This is a genomic window from Caproiciproducens sp. NJN-50, assembly GCF_004103755.1.
Lineage (GTDB): Bacteria > Bacillota > Clostridia > Oscillospirales > Acutalibacteraceae > Caproicibacter.
The window spans coordinates 2817471-2832646 of record NZ_CP035283.1 but is presented as its reverse complement, the minus strand read 5'-3'; the positions used below and the strand labels follow the sequence as shown (position 1 = coordinate 2832646).

At 54.7% G+C, this 15176-nt stretch carries 14 protein-coding genes; 11 read left to right on the top strand and 3 right to left on the bottom strand.

Going from position 1 to position 15176, the window contains the following annotated elements; genetic code table 11:
* Window positions 1-21 precede the first annotated feature (21 nt).
* The 11 genes from EQM14_RS13770 (at window position 22) to EQM14_RS13720 (ending at window position 12876) form a co-directional block, all read left to right on the top strand.
* Window positions 22-1755 carry a methyl-accepting chemotaxis protein gene (locus EQM14_RS13770; RefSeq protein ID WP_128743755.1) on the top strand — a complete coding sequence of 578 codons (1734 nt, stop codon included), beginning with the start codon at window positions 22-24 and terminating at the stop codon, window positions 1753-1755.
* A 458-nt stretch (window positions 1756-2213) separates the two neighbouring features.
* Window positions 2214-3563: an aminopeptidase C gene (locus tag EQM14_RS13765; protein WP_128743754.1), complete on the top strand. Its 1350-nt coding sequence runs from the start codon at window positions 2214-2216 to the stop codon at window positions 3561-3563.
* A 198-nt stretch (window positions 3564-3761) separates the two neighbouring features.
* Window positions 3762-5393, top strand: coding sequence for a PucR family transcriptional regulator (locus EQM14_RS13760; RefSeq protein WP_164919089.1), 1632 nt, complete (start codon window positions 3762-3764; stop codon window positions 5391-5393).
* 415 nt (window positions 5394-5808) lie between these two features.
* On the top strand, window positions 5809-7485 hold the full coding sequence (locus EQM14_RS13755) for an OPT/YSL family transporter (RefSeq protein ID WP_128743752.1): 1677 nt from the start codon (window positions 5809-5811) through the stop codon (window positions 7483-7485).
* 120 nt (window positions 7486-7605) lie between these two features.
* The gene (locus EQM14_RS13750; RefSeq protein ID WP_128743751.1) at window positions 7606-8133 is read left to right on the top strand and encodes a nitroreductase family protein; all 528 of its coding nucleotides are present in this window, start codon (window positions 7606-7608) and stop codon (window positions 8131-8133) included.
* Window positions 8130-8402 (top strand): DUF6092 family protein, encoded by a 273-nt coding sequence (locus tag EQM14_RS13745; RefSeq protein ID WP_128743750.1) that lies wholly within the window; start codon window positions 8130-8132, stop codon window positions 8400-8402. The genes EQM14_RS13750 and EQM14_RS13745 overlap by 4 nt, the downstream gene beginning before the upstream one ends.
* 44 nt (window positions 8403-8446) lie before the next feature.
* Entirely contained in the window at window positions 8447-9388 is a 942-nt protein-coding gene (locus tag EQM14_RS13740) for a DUF1177 domain-containing protein (RefSeq protein WP_128743749.1), read from the top strand.
* A 23-nt stretch (window positions 9389-9411) separates the two neighbouring features.
* Window positions 9412-10086 carry an AroM family protein gene (locus EQM14_RS13735; protein WP_128743748.1) on the top strand — a complete coding sequence of 225 codons (675 nt, stop codon included), beginning with the start codon at window positions 9412-9414 and terminating at the stop codon, window positions 10084-10086.
* Between the two features lie 10 nt (window positions 10087-10096).
* Window positions 10097-11038: an aminopeptidase gene (locus tag EQM14_RS13730; RefSeq protein ID WP_128743747.1), complete on the top strand. Its 942-nt coding sequence runs from the start codon at window positions 10097-10099 to the stop codon at window positions 11036-11038.
* 25 nt (window positions 11039-11063) lie between these two features.
* Entirely contained in the window at window positions 11064-11726 is a 663-nt protein-coding gene (locus EQM14_RS13725; protein WP_128743746.1) for an aspartate/glutamate racemase family protein, read from the top strand.
* 64 nt (window positions 11727-11790) lie between these two features.
* A complete protein-coding gene (locus tag EQM14_RS13720; protein ID WP_128743745.1) occupies window positions 11791-12876 on the top strand; it encodes an S-methyl thiohydantoin desulfurase domain-containing protein in 1086 nt (361 codons plus the stop codon).
* Between the two features lie 151 nt (window positions 12877-13027).
* On the opposite strand, the gene EQM14_RS13715 is transcribed toward EQM14_RS13720, so the two are convergent.
* The 3 genes from EQM14_RS13715 to EQM14_RS13705 all read right to left on the bottom strand — a co-directional run bounded on the left by EQM14_RS13715 (window position 13028) and on the right by EQM14_RS13705 (window position 15139).
* Window positions 13028-13459 (bottom strand): RbsD/FucU family protein, encoded by a 432-nt coding sequence (locus EQM14_RS13715; protein WP_326974817.1) that lies wholly within the window; start codon window positions 13457-13459, stop codon window positions 13028-13030.
* Window positions 13449-14063, bottom strand: a complete 615-nt coding sequence (locus EQM14_RS13710) for a KpsF/GutQ family sugar-phosphate isomerase (RefSeq protein ID WP_128743744.1) — start codon at window positions 14061-14063, stop codon at window positions 13449-13451. Before EQM14_RS13710 ends, EQM14_RS13715 begins: the two co-directional genes overlap by 11 nt.
* Window positions 14064-14140: 77 nt before the next feature.
* Entirely contained in the window at window positions 14141-15139 is a 999-nt protein-coding gene (locus tag EQM14_RS13705) for a ribokinase (RefSeq protein ID WP_128743743.1), read from the bottom strand.
* Between the last annotated feature and the right edge of the window lie 37 nt (window positions 15140-15176).

Here is a 15176-nt window from a genome sequence, read left to right as displayed (position 1 = left end):
AAATTATTCGGGGGTAAAAAAATGAAGAAGTGGTTTGAAAATCTCAAAATTTCCAGTAAATTGACGGTTGGGTTTCTCTCTATTCTGTGCCTGGCGTTGATCATTGGGATTCTGGGTATAACCAGCTTGATCAAAATGAACAATGACCGGGAAGAAACCTATAACCAATGTACTTTAGGCATTGTATATTCCGCGCAGGCGCAAGCCGATTTTTTGAGCACCGGGGCAGCGGTCAGGGATTTGTATATCTATTATAATACGGATAAAGAAACGTATTGCGATAAAATTTCGGCGGAGCTGGACTCTGTTGATGCGCAGTTAGACAATTACAATAAAACCGTTTCGGACAGTCGGGACCAGGACAATTACAATAAGGCAAAAACTGCGTATGGCAGCTATAAAAACGCCGTTAAAGCAATCGTTCAGGACGCAGAATCCGGGAAGCCGAATACAGATATTCTGGCGCTGATTCAAAACTCGGGCAAACAAGTTGAGAACACGGAAGAAGCGTTCGATTCCATGGTAAAATACGATATGTCCGTTGCGTCGCAGCAACTGGCCGACGACAGGGCGTCGGGGTGGAGAACGATCTTTATCATGATTGCGGTGATCGTCGCATCCTTCGCCTTGGGATTGTTTTTAAGATCTTACATATCCGGGCTGATCAGCAAGCCTCTTGCCAAACTGGGGAGATTCGCGGAGATGCTCGCGGTCGGAGACATCGATGTGAACAAAGTCGCCGAGGAAAAGGATATGCTCCTGAAGCAGAGGAAAGATGAGGTCGGGACCCTTGCCTTGTCGTTTAACAGAGTGGTGGCAAGCACCGTGGAGCAGGCAAACAAGGTGCAGGCGATTGCAGGCGGAGATCTGACGGTATCCATCGCGGTCCGGTCTGAGTTTGACGTTCTTGGCAAAGCGCTTTCCCGGCTTATAAAAGACCTGAACGATCTGGTGATTTCCGTCGTGTCCTCTTCGAGCCAGGTGAACTCCGGCTCGAAGCTTGTGTCCGACTCCAGCACGTCGATCGCGCAGGGAGCCACCGAACAGGCCGGCTCCGTGGAAGAGCTGACGGCGTCCCTTGAGGAGATTGCCTCTCAGACTGCCCAGAACGCAAAGAACGCGAGGGAAACCAATGGACTGGCGCTGAAAATTGAAAAGGATGCGGAAGACGGCGGCACCCGGATGTCGGAAATGATTCGCGCCATGAACGAGATCGGCGTTTCTTCGGATAACATCGGCAAAATCGTCAAGTCGATCAACGATATTGCTTTTCAGACGAATATACTGGCGCTGAACGCGGCGGTGGAAGCGGCCAGAGCGGGCCAGTACGGAAAAGGATTCGCGGTTGTCGCCGAAGAAGTCAGAAATCTTGCCGCCAAATCGGCGGAAGCGGCGAAGGAGACTACCGAACTCATTGAGGACTCAGCCCAAAAGGTTGCGGCAGGGACGAAAATGGCGGGCGAAACCGCCGAAGCGCTCCACAAGATCATGGCGGGAGTGACGAAGATCACGGAACTGATCGGCAGTATCGCCACGGAGTCTAACGATCAGGCGGAGGCGCTGGGGCAGGTCAGGCAGGGAATCCAGCAGGTTTCCCAGGTCGTGCAGAGCAACGCGGCTGCGTCGGAGGAATGTGCTTCGGCGAGTGAGGAGCTCTCGGGCCAGGCGAATCTGCTGAGGGACAGCGTAGGTGTGTTCAAGCTGAGAACTGAGGAGAATGCAAAAACCGCCGGGATTGATCGGCGGCCGGCCTGACCTTTACCCATTAAACAAATGACATGCCGCAAAGTGCTTCGGCGCGGCCTCCTTTAATTGAGGGTGATGGTTCCGCAAATTATTTACAGCGGTTTTGGAAACGGCGGCCCGGCCCGCAGCGCGGCGCGCACCGCAGCCAACAACGGAGGGCAAATACCGAAGAACCGCGCCGGACCGGCATTTTCAACCGCACAGACAGAAATAAAGAGCCGCTCAAATACCCTGAAAGCCTCAGCTGCAAAGAGGAAGGAGGGTGCTTGGGCGGCTCTTGTCATAATTTAGTGCCGGGCTGAAGGGAAAGCAATGGGCGTGCCATTCCGTTGACAGCTTTTTACAGCGGTGTTAAGCTTTGCTATAGGTTAACGAAAGAACGGCGTGACCGGTAAGAGGGAGATGAAAGGAAGAATATCGAAAGAGATGAGCCGCCCATTGAAAATTTCAGAAGGAAGATGGAGATAATGCGGAAAGATTTTGCGATTACGGAAGATGTGCTCCAAGAGTCTTCACAGTGCTATCGAACCGGGCCGTTGAAAAATATTTCGGACAGCGTCATGAAAAACGGGATTGCCGGCACGGCTTTCAGCCGTGAGGCGTCTGTGCGCATGTCCCGGCTGTTCTCGGATGAAATCGAGCCTATGGAGATTACGAATCAGAAAAAAAGCGGAAGATGCTGGATCTTTGCGGGAATGAACGTCCTTCGTTACCGGCTGAACAAGACGCTCCATTTTAAAACTCCAGATTTTGAGCTGTCCCAGACCTATATCATGTTCTGGGATAAACTCGAAAAGGCCAACTATTTTCTCGAGAGCGTAATAGAAACCGCGAACGAAGGCAAGGGCAGCCGTATCGTCATGTGGCTCTTTGATCATCTGCTGGGAGACGGCGGCCAGTGGGATATGCTGGTTTCCGTGATCAAAAAATACGGGGTCCTTCCCCAATACGCCATGCCGGAGACATCCCCAAGCAGCAATTCTTCCCGGATGAACGGCATCTTGTGCAAGAAGCTGCGTCGCGACGGAATCATGCTTCGCAGAATGGCGGAAGCAGGAAAAAGAGAGGACCGGCTCAGGGCTGAAAAAATGGATATGCTGAGGGAATTCTATGGCCTTCTGTGCTGCTTTCTCGGGGAACCGCCGCGGACCTTTGATTTCGAATACCGCGATAAGGAGAACAGATTCCATCGCGACCGCGGTCTGACCCCGCTTCAGTTCTACAAAAAATATTTCGGAGCGTTCCTGGACGATTATGTGAGCGTGATCAATGCCCCGACGGAGGATAAGCCGTTCGGCCGCACCTATTCGGTTCAGTATCTTGGAAATGTGGTCGAAGGCAGGCCCGTTGTCTATCTGAATCTGGAGGCGTCGGAACTGGAGCGGATGGCCTGCCGCCAGATCCGCGACGGGGACCCGGTCTGGTTCGGCTCGGACGTGGGAAAAATGTCCGACGGGGACCTGGGCATTATGGATACCTCCCTATATCGCTATGAGGATGTTCTGAATACGGAGCTTGGGATGTCGAAGGCCGACATGCTCGATTACGGCCAGAGCTACCTGACGCACGCCATGATGCTGCTTGGAGTCAATCTTACGGAGAGCGGCGCCACGAAATGGAAGGTGGAAAACAGCTGGGGAAAAGACGTTGGGGAAAAGGGCTTTTTTGTGATGAGCAGCGATTGGTTTCGGGAATATGTTTGTCAGGTGGTCGTGGATAAAAAATATCTCAGCGAGGATCAAAAAGCGGCATTGGAGAGGGAACCTGCCGAGCTTGCTCCGTGGGATCCGATCGGTTCGCTCGCAATCATGCGCTGACTGCCGGAACCGGCCGGGCGGCACAAAAAGCAACCGCTCCGGAAAGCGGGCGGCCGCATCCGACAAGACGGGCGCGGCGTAGTGCCCGCCCTGCGTCCGGCGCGTAACGGGAAAGCGGAAGCGCTGCGCGGCGAACCGTGAAGTGATATAATACTATAAAAAGGGCTTGGCCCTTTGGAGGAAAAGGGTGAAACAGAATTGTCAATTGTTGTTTCGGACGCGTTGAAAATCGGGGCCCTGTCGTCCTGCAAGCTGATTGCGGGAAAAGACGGTCTTAATCGGAAGGTCAGTTATATCGACACCATGGAGGTCCCCAATATACAGCCATGGCTGAAAAAGAATCTGCTTCTGATCACGACCGGATATTCCATCAAAGACGACCCGGAAGCGCTTCCCCGCCTGATCGTCGATCTGCAAAAGGCCGGCGCGGCGGGCCTTGCCATTAAAACGAGGTTTTTGGGAGATATCTCCGGCGAGACCATCCGGTTGGCCGACGAGATGGGCGTTCCTCTGATCGAGATCCCCAAGGAGATTCCGACTGTGGAAATCACAATGCCGCTGATGAAAGCGATTGTGGACGAGCATTACCACAATCTTGAGTTTTCCGAACGCATGAACCGGAAGTTTCTGGAACTGGAACTGAATAACGGCAGTTTTGACAACATTGCGAAAACCCTGGCCAATCTGATTGCGCTTCCGGTGTTCATTGTGTCCCGCACCTATTCGGTCCTGGCCGCCGCCGGAAAGGGATCTTCGATTCCGGATTCTATTTTCGAAGCCGATCAGAGCGGCGGCCGAAGGCTGAGCAAGCAAATTTCCTCTCAGATTGCCGGAAACGATGTTCTGTTCCGTCTGGAAAATCCGGAGGTGCCCGCCTTGTTTGTGCGCAGCGTTTCGGTGAAAAAACAAATCTGCGGATACATCATCGTTCTTTGTCAGGGTCCGGATCTGGACGATATGCAGCTGATCGCGCTCAATCATGCCTCCATCAGCGTCGCGCTTGAAATTTCCAAGCTGCAAAAGCTGGACGAACACATGCGTTTCCTGCAAAACAGCCTTTTTCTGGATCTTCTCGCCGGGAATGTCAAGACAAAAGAAGAGGCCGAAAGCCGGGCGAGGCTTCTCCGATGGCCGCTGCCGCCGGTGCGCGTGGCCGTTGCGGATATCGACCGGTTTGAAGCGGTGAGTCAGAACCTCAGCGAGGAAAAGATTCAAAATCTAAAGGAATCCCTCCATCAGCTGATTCGGGATCACCTGTTGTCGCAGAATTTTCCCTGCGCCGTCATCATACACAGCGACAAGTTCGTAACTCTGCTGCCGAAATCAGTCGCCGCGGAAAAAATCACGGCGACTTTCAACAGAATCCGCAGCCTGATTGAATGTCGGCACGGCCTTTCCGTCACCGTCGGGATTTCGGATCCCTGTGCCTCTTATGCGGAACTCCCGTTTCATTACGGGGAAGCCTGCGATGCGATTGCCATAGGCAGGGCCCCGGGCTCCGGCGGCCCGGTTCAGATGATTTCGAATGTGCGGTTCGAACAGGCAATCCTGAAGAGCTGCTCCACGGTATACTTCCGCCGGTATGTGGAGAATACGATCGGCAAGCTGGAACAGTATGACCGGCAGCGCGGAACCGACCTGGCGAAAACCCTGGCCGTTTTGACCGAGAATATGGGCGCCCGCCAGAAAACCGCCGAGAAGCTGTTTATCCATCGGAATACGCTTGCGAATCGCATCGGTAAAATTGAGAAGATCACCGGAGTGGATTTATCTCAAAATGAAAATCTGTACCGGTTCGGGTTTGCCCTGAAAATCAGGCGTTATCTATAGATGTGCATAATGCATATGAAAATCCTTCATTTTGTTTCAGCATGAATATCGACTTCGAATTGTAAAATTGCTACAATAAAAGACACGGACAGAAAAAGCATCGGATCGGGTTACGGCGTAAAAAAGAATTTTTGAAATTCTGAAATAGACCGATTCAGAATCAGACAGTAATGGTGCTGTACTTCTTTATTAAGTAGAGCGCCATTTTTATATATCCCTTTGGAATCGTTCCAGCGCCGTTTCAGACTGATTTACCGACTCGGAGAAAGGAGAAGCAGGGAAATCCGGAGCAGAGAGATTATAAACAGAAGATGCGCTTGCGGCTGCATCTTCTGCCGGCCTTGAAAGAGACCGCACCGCCGCCGGATGCGCGGTATGCCGGCCGGTCAGGACCAATCGACAAGGAGAGTGGATTATGGAAAAAGAAAAAATCCCACAGGATCAGATGATCTCCGCATCGGAGCATCCGAAGGCGTGGGAGCCCACCGTACTGATCCTAAATATCATCATGTGCATTTTGGGCGCGATTATCGGGCTGGAACTGATCGTGCGGACCGGCGTCACCCCGAACACGTCCATCATAGGCGCCTTATTTGCGATTCTGATTTCCCGCATCCCGGTTGCGGTTTTGCAAAAATACAGGAGCATTCACAGGCAGAACCTGATTCAGACGGCAATCTCCGGCGCGACTTTCTCAGCGGCCAACAGTCTGCTTCTGCCGATCGGCGTTCCGGTCGTCATGGGGCGCGCCGACCTGATGTTCCCGATGCTGATCGGTGTCTTCCTCGCCACCTGCATCGACGCGACCATCCTCTATAAATCGTTCGACTCCGAGATGTTCCCCGCGGAAGGGGCATGGCCTCCGGGCGTCGCCGCTGCGGAATCCATTCTTGCGGTCGTTGAAAAAGGGCGCAAGGCATTGCTTCTGGTTGTGGGCGTGGTCATCGGCTGCGTCGGAAAAGTCGCAGGGCTTCCCACCGATCTGCTTGGAGTTTCCTGGTTCGGCGATTTCTTTGCCATGCTGGCCCTTGGCGTCGGCTCCCTGGTCATCGGCGTCATCAAGGTCAACGGTTTCACCCTGTCGCTGTTCGGTCACGACGCAGCTCTGATTTCCAATCTCTTCGGCACGAACTTTGTATCCACCGATCTGGCGATGATCAATTATATGCCTCACGGGATCATGATCGGCGCCGGCGCGGTGTCGCTGCTACAGTGCGCGCGCATGCTGTTCAAAAAGAGCAAGGGCGGGAATGACGCGGAGGCCGGAAAATTCACCACCAGCATGGGCACCCTGAAAAAGACGCTTGGATGGGGTTATGTCGCCTATCTGGGGACGGCGGTACTGCTGGCGCTGATTACCGGCATTGTCAGCGATATGAGCTTTATCTCCCTGATTCTCTGGGTGATTTTCTCGGCGTTTGCCGCGATTGCCTCGGAGCTGATCGTCGGCATCTCGGCCATGTACTCCGGCTGGTTCCCGGGGTTTGCCACCGCGCTGATCTTCCTGCTGGTGGGAATGCTCCTCGGGTTTCCCCAGATGCCGCTTGCCATCCTGGTCGGGTACACCGCGGCAACCGGACCCGCGTTTTCCGATATGGCGTATGACCTCAAGTGCGGTTATATCCTGAGGGGTTCGGGCGCCGATCCGGAGCTGGAAAAAGAGGGCAGGAAACAGCAGTATTACAGTGAAATGATCTCCTTTGTGATTGCGTTTTGCATGGTGGCGTTTCTGGCCAACCGGTATTTCGGCCAGGGCCTGTTTGCCCCGGTGAGTAAGACTTTCGCCACCACCATCGCGGCCGGAACCAACGCCGAAGTCGCCAAATGGCTTTTCATCTGGGCGATCCCGGGCGCTATCATCCAGTTGGTCGGCGGAAAGCGGCAGATCGGCATCCTCTTTGCAACGGGGCTGCTGGTCGGCAACATTATGAATGGAATCACCATTCTTATCGGCCTGCTGATCCGGCTGGTCGCGGTGAAGCGCAATAAGGAAAACGAGCAGGTTTTGAACATCCTCGGCGCGGGCGCTTTGGCGGGCGCGGCTGTGTACAGCTTCTTTACCGCGACGCTGGGACTGGCAAAGAAGAAATAGTTTTCCTACATAAGGGACTGCTGCAGCGCTACAACAGCCGCGGCAGTTCTTTTGCGCAGCAGGGAATCGGAGGATTCAGACGATGCGGTCCCTGAATCCGTGCGGAAAGGAGAAGGAACAATGGAATTATCGGAAGCGATTCAGAAGAGAAGGAGTATCCGCGGCTTCAGTCCCAAACCTGTGCCGGAGGAACTCTTGCTGCAGCTGGTGAAGGCGGGAGCGCTGGCGCCCAGCGCAAGTAATCTTCAGGCGTGGCAGTTTTTCCTGCTCACGGATCCGGAGCTGGTCCGGAAGGTGGAACTGTTCAGTCCGGGGCTCAGCGGGAAGCCTCCCGTCCTGATCGCGGTCTGCTCGGACATGAACTACGCTCTGGAACACGGCTCTCCGAATTCGGAGGCATACGGGTGCATCATGGACGCGTCCATGGCCGCTGAAAACATCATGCTGAAGGCGGTGGAGCTGGGACTCGGCACGTGCGCGATCAAGTCCTACAACCCGGACGCCGTGAAAAAGCTGTTAAAGCTTCCGGGGTATTACCGGATGGAGCTGTTGATTTCCGTCGGCTTTCCGGAAGACAGTCCCCGCCCCCGCCGCCTGAGGCCTCTGGACGAGATCCTGCACAGGAATGCCTGGGAGGAGAAACAATGATCCGAAACGAATCGTTTGAACTTCTGGCATATCTGGTAGCCGGCGCGGCCGGTTTGGAAGGAGAGCCCAGGATTTACGGGCCCTTGAGGATGATCGAGGCGGCGGAGCGCCTCTGCAAACTGATGCTGGCGGACGACCCTGAAAACAGCAGTCTGAAAGAACTGGTTGAAATCATTGAAAACGGCAAACGCAAAACCATGTCCGATGAAGCCGGTTTTTACCAGATGCTCCGTGACGCGGCCGCCAAACTGGTGGACTGCGTGCAATAATTCTGATTTTTATTAACATATTGAAAGCGATGGAGGTAAAATGAATGTTATTAAAGCAACTGATGGAAGCGTTTGATGTTCTGGACAGCAGCACCGTTACCGGAAAAGATGTGGAAACTTACTTAAGAGGCATCCAGCCGGATGCGAATATTGAAGTCTACGAGCTGAAAGGCCCCAGCGGAAGCACCGATATGGTCAAGGTCAGGATTCCCGGCTCCAGAGGGAAGGCCTCGGGCGGCAGCGCGCCCACGATCGGGATCCTGGGCCGTCTGGGCGGAATCGGCGCGCGGCCCGATGTGATCGGATTTGTATCCGACGGGGACGGCGCGCTGGCCGCGATCACCGTTGCCGCGAAGCTTTTGGATATGCGGAAGAAAGGGGATGTTCTGGAAGGCGACGTCTTCGTTTCCACTCAGATCTGTCCTCACGCCCCGACACAGCCGCACAAACCGGTTCCGTTCATGGGGTCTCCGGTCGAAATGGCTCAGGTCAACAGGGAAGAGGTTTCCCCCGAACTGGACGCGATCCTGTCGGTGGACACTACAAAAGGGAACCGCGTGATCAACACGAGGGGATTCGCCATTTCCCCGACCGTAAAGGGAGGATACATTCTGCGCACTTCGGAGGATCTGCTGGAAAAAATGCAGATTACAACGGGGCGTCTGCCTTATGTGTTCCCTCTGGCAACTCAGGATATCACCCCCTATGGAAATAATGTGTTTCATCTGAACAGCATTCTTCAGCCTGCTACGGCGACCGACGCCCCGGTTGTGGGCGTAGCCGTCACGACGGAGACCATGGTTCCGGGCTGTGCTACGGGTGCAAGCCATTTTTCGGACGTGGAAGAGGCTTCCCGCTTTATGCTGGAAGTCGCCAAATCCTATGGCGCGGGGGACCTGAAGTTTTATGACGAAGACGAATATGCGCTGCTCCAGAAGCTGTACGGGCCGATGAATCATCTGATGACTTTGGGAAAAACGGAATAAACTCAGGGAAGGGAGAATCTGCCATGAAAATAGGCGCGATTACGATCGGTCAGGCGCCACGGGTGGACGTCACGGCCGATATTATGGATATTTTCGACGGAAAGATCGAACTGCTTCAAAGGGGAGGGCTTGACGGCCTCACGACGGGACAGATCGCGGAGTTCAAGCCGGAACAGGGGGATTACGTGCTGGTTTCCAGGCTTACGGACGGTTCCTCCGTGACGTTTGCCGAACGGTACATTCTCCCGAGACTCCAAAACTGCATCCATGAACTGGAAACGGAGGGCGTGAGGCTCATCATGTTTTTCTGCACCGGCGATTTTCCCGGCAGCCTCACCTCCAATGTCCCGCTTGTTTATCCGTGCAATATCCTGAACCGGGTCGTGCCCCTTCTGACCAAGAATTCCAATGTTGTCACGGTAACCCCGTCGCCGCTTCAGGTGGAACAGTGCGAAAAGAAATGGTCCGATTTTGTGAATACGGTAAAGGTGGTGCCGGCATCCCCTTACGGTTCGTGGGAAGACCTTGAAAGAGCCGCGAAGGAAATCAGAAAAATGGATGCAGACCTGGTGGTCCTGGACTGCATCGGCTTTACGCAGAAGATGAAAAACATGTTTGCCAGAGAGACCGGGAAGCTGGTTGTGCTCCCGAGGACCCTGCTGGCGAGAGTGATTTCCGAACTGACGGACGTGGAATAGGAGGGAAAACATGGATTTAACGGAAACTTCCAAAAGAATCCTGGCTTCCTGTCTGGATGCGAAGCCGGGGGAAGAGGTTTATATTGTCACGGACGATACAAGGGTCAAAATCGCCCGGGCGCTTTACGAGGGCGCCCGGGCTTTGGGCTGCGAGGCGGTCATGACGGTGATGAAGGAACGCAGTCTGAACGGGGAAGAGCCGCCCAGGGTCGTCGCAGAGGCCATGAAGGCCGCGGATATCGTCGTCTGCCCCACCGCCAAGTCGCTGACCCACACGAACGCGCGGATCAACGCCGCGAAGGCCGGGACCCGCGTGGCCACCATGCCGGGCATTACGGAGGAAATGTTCGGGGCGGGCGCCATGACCGCGGATTACGGAGAAGTAGAAAAGCTGACGGCGAAAATCACGGAGCTGCTGACAAAATGCAGGACGGCGCGGATCGAAAAGGACGGCTGCGTTCTGACCCTGAATCTGGAAGGGCGCAATGGGATTCCGAGCCCCGGCGTTTATAGGCTCCCCGGCCAGTGCGGCAATCTCCCGTCGGGAGAGGCGTACATTGCGCCGCTGGAAAACGGAGTCAACGGGGAAATGGTGATCGACGGTTCCATGGTCGGAATCGGAAAGCTGGATTCGCCCCTTCATGTGGTGATCCGGGACGGAAAGCTGCGGGAGATTACGGGCGACAAGAGCGAAATGCTGAATATCTTGCTGGAAAACGAACGGAACGCGACGGTGGGAGAACTCGGAATCGGGACGAATCGGGCGGCGGTTCTCAACGGCGTGATTCTTGAGGATGAGAAGGTTTACGGGACCGTGCATATCGCGTTCGGGACCAATACGTCCTTCGGCGGGACCAACAAGGCGGACTGCCATATGGATGGGATCATCCTGAACCCCACCCTGTATTTCGACGATACCCTGATCATTGACAAAGGCTCGTTTGCCGTATGATGGCAAACGCCGGGAGGAATCGGCAATGAAAGAATTTCAAGTCGGCGTGATCCGGGTCCTGACATCCGACGACCCGGACTTTGTCGGGCTGCACGGAAAAATCATCGAAGAGCATTTCCCCGGAATCCGATGCGTTTCCAAATGCATTCCGGATCAGTGGGAAGGAATTCACAGCCACGAGCTGGAACAGATCGCGGTTCCCAAAATCGTGGAGACGGCGAAGTCGTTTGCGGGCGTGGACATGATCGTCGTCAGCTGCGCGGACGATCCCGGAGTGGAGGAAATCCGCCGCGCGCTTCCGGGAATCCCGGTGACGGGCGGAGGGGAGACCACGGCCGCCCTCGCCATGAAATACGGGCGGAAAATCGCCGTTCTCGGAATAACGGATTACGCTCCCAAGGCTTATCTGCGCATGGTTCCGGATCGGATCGTCGCGGTCGCGAGGCCGGAGGGCGTGAACAGCACGCTGGACCTGATGACGCCGGAGGGAAAGGCGAACTGCATCAGAAAAGCCAGGGAGATGAAGAATCTGGGCGCGGAAGTGATCGCGCTTGCCTGCACCGGACTGACCACGATCGGCATCGCAAAGGAGATTGAGAGGGCGACCGGCATCCCCGTGATCGACCCGGTCCTGGCCGAGGGAACCTTTGCCTGTTTTGAATCCGTCCGGAAACAGATGAACGGCTGAAAGCCACTCCTTTTTGTCAAGAGAGACGGCTTTCGGCAGGGATGAAACAAGCGGAGGAATTCAAATGACGGAACTGACAAAAGAGCTTTGCCTTCAGGCGCTTTACGGAGGGCTGCTGCTGGGCGGCGGAGGCGGAGGAAGCATCCGGCTGGGACTGGATGCGCTGGACGAAGCCTTTCACCATACGGACCGTTTAAAGCTGCTGAAGCCCGGGGAGCTGTCTCCGGACGAAACGATCGTCAATGTTTCGATGGTGGGGGCGCCCTCGGCAAAAGATATCTGCGTGACGGCGGAACACTGGAAAACGGCCTTACATAATTTTGAAAATTTCAGCGGAACGAAAATTTCGGGCCTTACCAGTTGTGAGAATGGAGGAGTTTCCACCTCCAACGGTTGGATTCTTTCCGCACTCACGGGAATTCCGCTGGTGGATGCGCCGAGCAACGGCCGGGCCCACCCGACCGGAATGATGGGAAGCATGGGTCTGGACCAGTTCCCGGATTATGTGACGGTACAGTCCGCCTGCGGCGGCAAGGGTGAAAAATACGTGGAAACCGTCGCGAGGGGAAGCCTGCCTGCCGCGTCCCATCTCATCCGCCAGACGGCGGTCGCCTCCGGCGGGATGTGCTGCGTGCTGCGCAACCCCGTCTCTGCGCAATATGCTGAAACGCATGCCGCGGTCGGCGCCATCGCGCAGGCACTGGAGATCGGCAGGGGTTTTCTGGAGCATTCGGGCGATGTGAGCGGCGTCCTGAGTTTTCTGGCGGACGGATATGACGCGGAAGCCGTGTGTGCCGGCGTGACCCGCAGCTATATGCTGCGCATGGGCGGCGGGTACGATGTGGGTTCCCTCCACGTGATGACCGGGCAGGACGATTATGAGCTGACTTTCTGGAACGAGTATATGACAATGGAAAAAAACGGGGAGAGGATCGGCACATTTCCGGATCTGCTGTGCACCCTTGACGCGTTGACCGGACTTCCCTTATCCAGTGCGGAAATTCAGGACGGCAGGAACGTCGTTCTGCTGAAAATCCCCCGGAACCGTTTGATTCTCGGCATGGGGATGCATCGGGAAAATCTGTTCCGGGAAGCGGAAAAGGTGCTTGGAAAAGAACTGATTTCCTACCAGAAGGAGTTGTTTTCCTGACCGGCCTTGAGGCGGAAAATGATAAAAGAGGACCCGCCCTTCGCTTGACGCGATGGACGGGTTCTTTTAGGAAAGGTTAAGATTCATACTTCGGGAATTCATTTCCTGAGTATCGGTCCGGAAAGATGCGCGGATCTGCGTGGCTTATTTCCTATGCGACGCCGACGGTAATTAGAATATTGGCGAAAGTGCGCTTTTCACCCGTGGAAATGGCCAAGCGAAGGGAGGGTTCACAGCAAGCGTCGTAGAACGGGAAGCGCTTCAGCTTGCAAAGTTCCATATTGCCCAATCGCTTTTGAAATTCGTCAAAAATTTTTGGACTGGATCCATCCCCTGGATCCATCACTTCGGCCTTTTCAATATTGATGATGCTTTGCAGGGTTTCCAATACATCAATGGTAGAGGGAAGGCCGGGCTTTAATCCCAGCCACACTTTTTCTGCTTCTCCCGTTTTCGAGGCAAGCGGATAGTTCCCGTCGGCGATCAGGACTTTGTCTCCGTGTCCCAGCAGGGAAAGGACCCTCATCAGTTCAGGATGAATACAATCTCCGGTCAGCATTAACAGCAGCTCCTTAAGTTTCATTTTTCCGCAATTGCCCCAGTTTTCCTCCAGGGTGGCAGCGGACGTATTCCACGGGCGTCCAGCCACGTTCCGTTTGCAGAGCAACTGAAAGCGCCTGAAGCGTTAAAGTTTCCGCCAGGATAGAATTTCGCGGCGCACGGTTCAGAGGGCCTCCTTCTGTGTTCACACCGGCGGAAAGGCAAGTGTCGCAAAAAGTTCCCAACCAACTGGAGGGATTCCCGGTGACGGCAATCAGCTTGCACCCATTGTTTCGGATCGCTGTGGCCGTGGCTTTCATTTCCGGTGTTTCACCGCTGTTGGAGATACAAATTACCACGTCTCCTGCGACCAGCTGCCCGCAGGAACCGTGAACAGCCTCGGTTCCATCCAGAAAATAGCAGGGATTTCCGGTGGAAGAGAATAGGGAAGCCATATAAGAGGATACATGGCCGGGTTTTCCGATTCCGGTGATGTGAATCCGTCCGCCTCTTTTTTGGGCGTCAAGTATGATTTCAGCAGCTTTTTCGTAAGAGGAGGCGCTGAGGCCAACGCAGAATGTTGTAAATTCCTTTTGCGCGGAGGCAAGGAACTGCTCAATTGCTTGTTTGCTTGTTTCTTTCAGCATGACGATGCTTCCTTTCCGATTGGAAACTTAGCGGACGCGGCGAGTAACTGCGCCTGTCTATAAAAATCAACGGTTCTCTATTTCAATGCGTTTAGCAATAAGGGATCAAATTTTGCGAAACCGTTTCTTATCATCAGATCCTGAACGTCACTCAGTGTGGGCAAGGAAGGCAGGGCGCCCATGCGGGAAACCGTTATGGCAGCGGTATGGCTGGCAAAGTCAAGTGCTTCGCGGGAAGAGAGACCCGCGGTTATGCCGGTGCAAAAAGCGGCGACGAAAGAATCCCCGGCGGCAGTCGGATCCTTGACATCCAGCAAGTCGACGCAGGGGGTGTACTGGATGCCGGTGGCATCGGCGCTGACGGCGCCGTTGTTGCCCAATGTGATAATGACGTTGCTGATGCCTCTGGAACGCAGCTTGCTGATAACCTTGTTTAAATCTTCCCGGTTGATGCCGGACCCGTCCGTGTGCAAGGGCAGACCGCTCAGCGACGCCGCCTCGTACTCGTTGGGCGAAAGATAGGTAATGCAGGAAAGCAGCCCACTGTCCAGTGGTGTGGCCGGCGCGGGATTCAGCATGACGGGAACCCCGGCCGTGTGGGCGCAGGCGGCCACGAACTTGGTTACTTCCATGGTGAGTTCCAACTGCAGCATGACCAAGTCATAACTGCCGATAGAATTTTCAAGCCAGCTCAGGTCATCCGGAGTCAGATCGTAATTGGCGCCAGGCACCACCAAAATGCGGTTTTGAGTTCTATTCTCGGAAACCTCCAACTGAATGTTGCCGACACCGGAAGAATGTCCACGGCTTACTTTTACATGGGAAATGTCAACGCCGGATTCACGGACCGTATTCAGCATTTTTTTCCCGAAGGCGTCATCGCCGACACAGCCGGCAATGGTTACGTTGGCGCAAAGCCGCGCACATTGGACGGCCTGGTTGGCGCCCTTGCCGCCGGGTGCGATCTGGAACGATGTCCCTACGACTGTTTCTCCCAGCTCCGGAACTCTTGGCGCCGATGCGATCAGGTCCGTCATAAAACTTCCCACCACTAAAATATTGGGTTTTCTGAGCATAATAGATCGAGTCCTTTCCTGACAAATGTGAAGATAA

Excerpts from the sequence above, each read along its gene's own strand:
- EQM14_RS13770 (WP_128743755.1), top strand. The coding sequence starts at position 22 with ATGAAGAAGTGGTTTGAAAATCTCAAAATTTCCAGTAAATTGACGGTT.
- EQM14_RS13765 (WP_128743754.1), top strand. The coding sequence starts at position 2,214 with ATGCGGAAAGATTTTGCGATTACGGAAGATGTGCTCCAAGAGTCTTCA.
- EQM14_RS13755 (WP_128743752.1), top strand. The coding sequence starts at position 5,809 with ATGGAAAAAGAAAAAATCCCACAGGATCAGATGATCTCCGCATCGGAG.
- EQM14_RS13750 (WP_128743751.1), top strand. The coding sequence starts at position 7,606 with ATGGAATTATCGGAAGCGATTCAGAAGAGAAGGAGTATCCGCGGCTTC.
- EQM14_RS13745 (WP_128743750.1), top strand. The coding sequence starts at position 8,130 with ATGATCCGAAACGAATCGTTTGAACTTCTGGCATATCTGGTAGCCGGC.
- EQM14_RS13740 (WP_128743749.1), top strand. The coding sequence starts at position 8,447 with ATGTTATTAAAGCAACTGATGGAAGCGTTTGATGTTCTGGACAGCAGC.
- EQM14_RS13735 (WP_128743748.1), top strand. The coding sequence starts at position 9,412 with ATGAAAATAGGCGCGATTACGATCGGTCAGGCGCCACGGGTGGACGTC.
- EQM14_RS13730 (WP_128743747.1), top strand. The coding sequence starts at position 10,097 with ATGGATTTAACGGAAACTTCCAAAAGAATCCTGGCTTCCTGTCTGGAT.
- EQM14_RS13725 (WP_128743746.1), top strand. The coding sequence starts at position 11,064 with ATGAAAGAATTTCAAGTCGGCGTGATCCGGGTCCTGACATCCGACGAC.
- EQM14_RS13720 (WP_128743745.1), top strand. The coding sequence starts at position 11,791 with ATGACGGAACTGACAAAAGAGCTTTGCCTTCAGGCGCTTTACGGAGGG.
- EQM14_RS13715 (WP_326974817.1), bottom strand. The coding sequence starts at position 13,459 with ATGAAACTTAAGGAGCTGCTGTTAATGCTGACCGGAGATTGTATTCAT.
- EQM14_RS13710 (WP_128743744.1), bottom strand. The coding sequence starts at position 14,063 with ATGCTGAAAGAAACAAGCAAACAAGCAATTGAGCAGTTCCTTGCCTCC.
- EQM14_RS13705 (WP_128743743.1), bottom strand. The coding sequence starts at position 15,139 with ATGCTCAGAAAACCCAATATTTTAGTGGTGGGAAGTTTTATGACGGAC.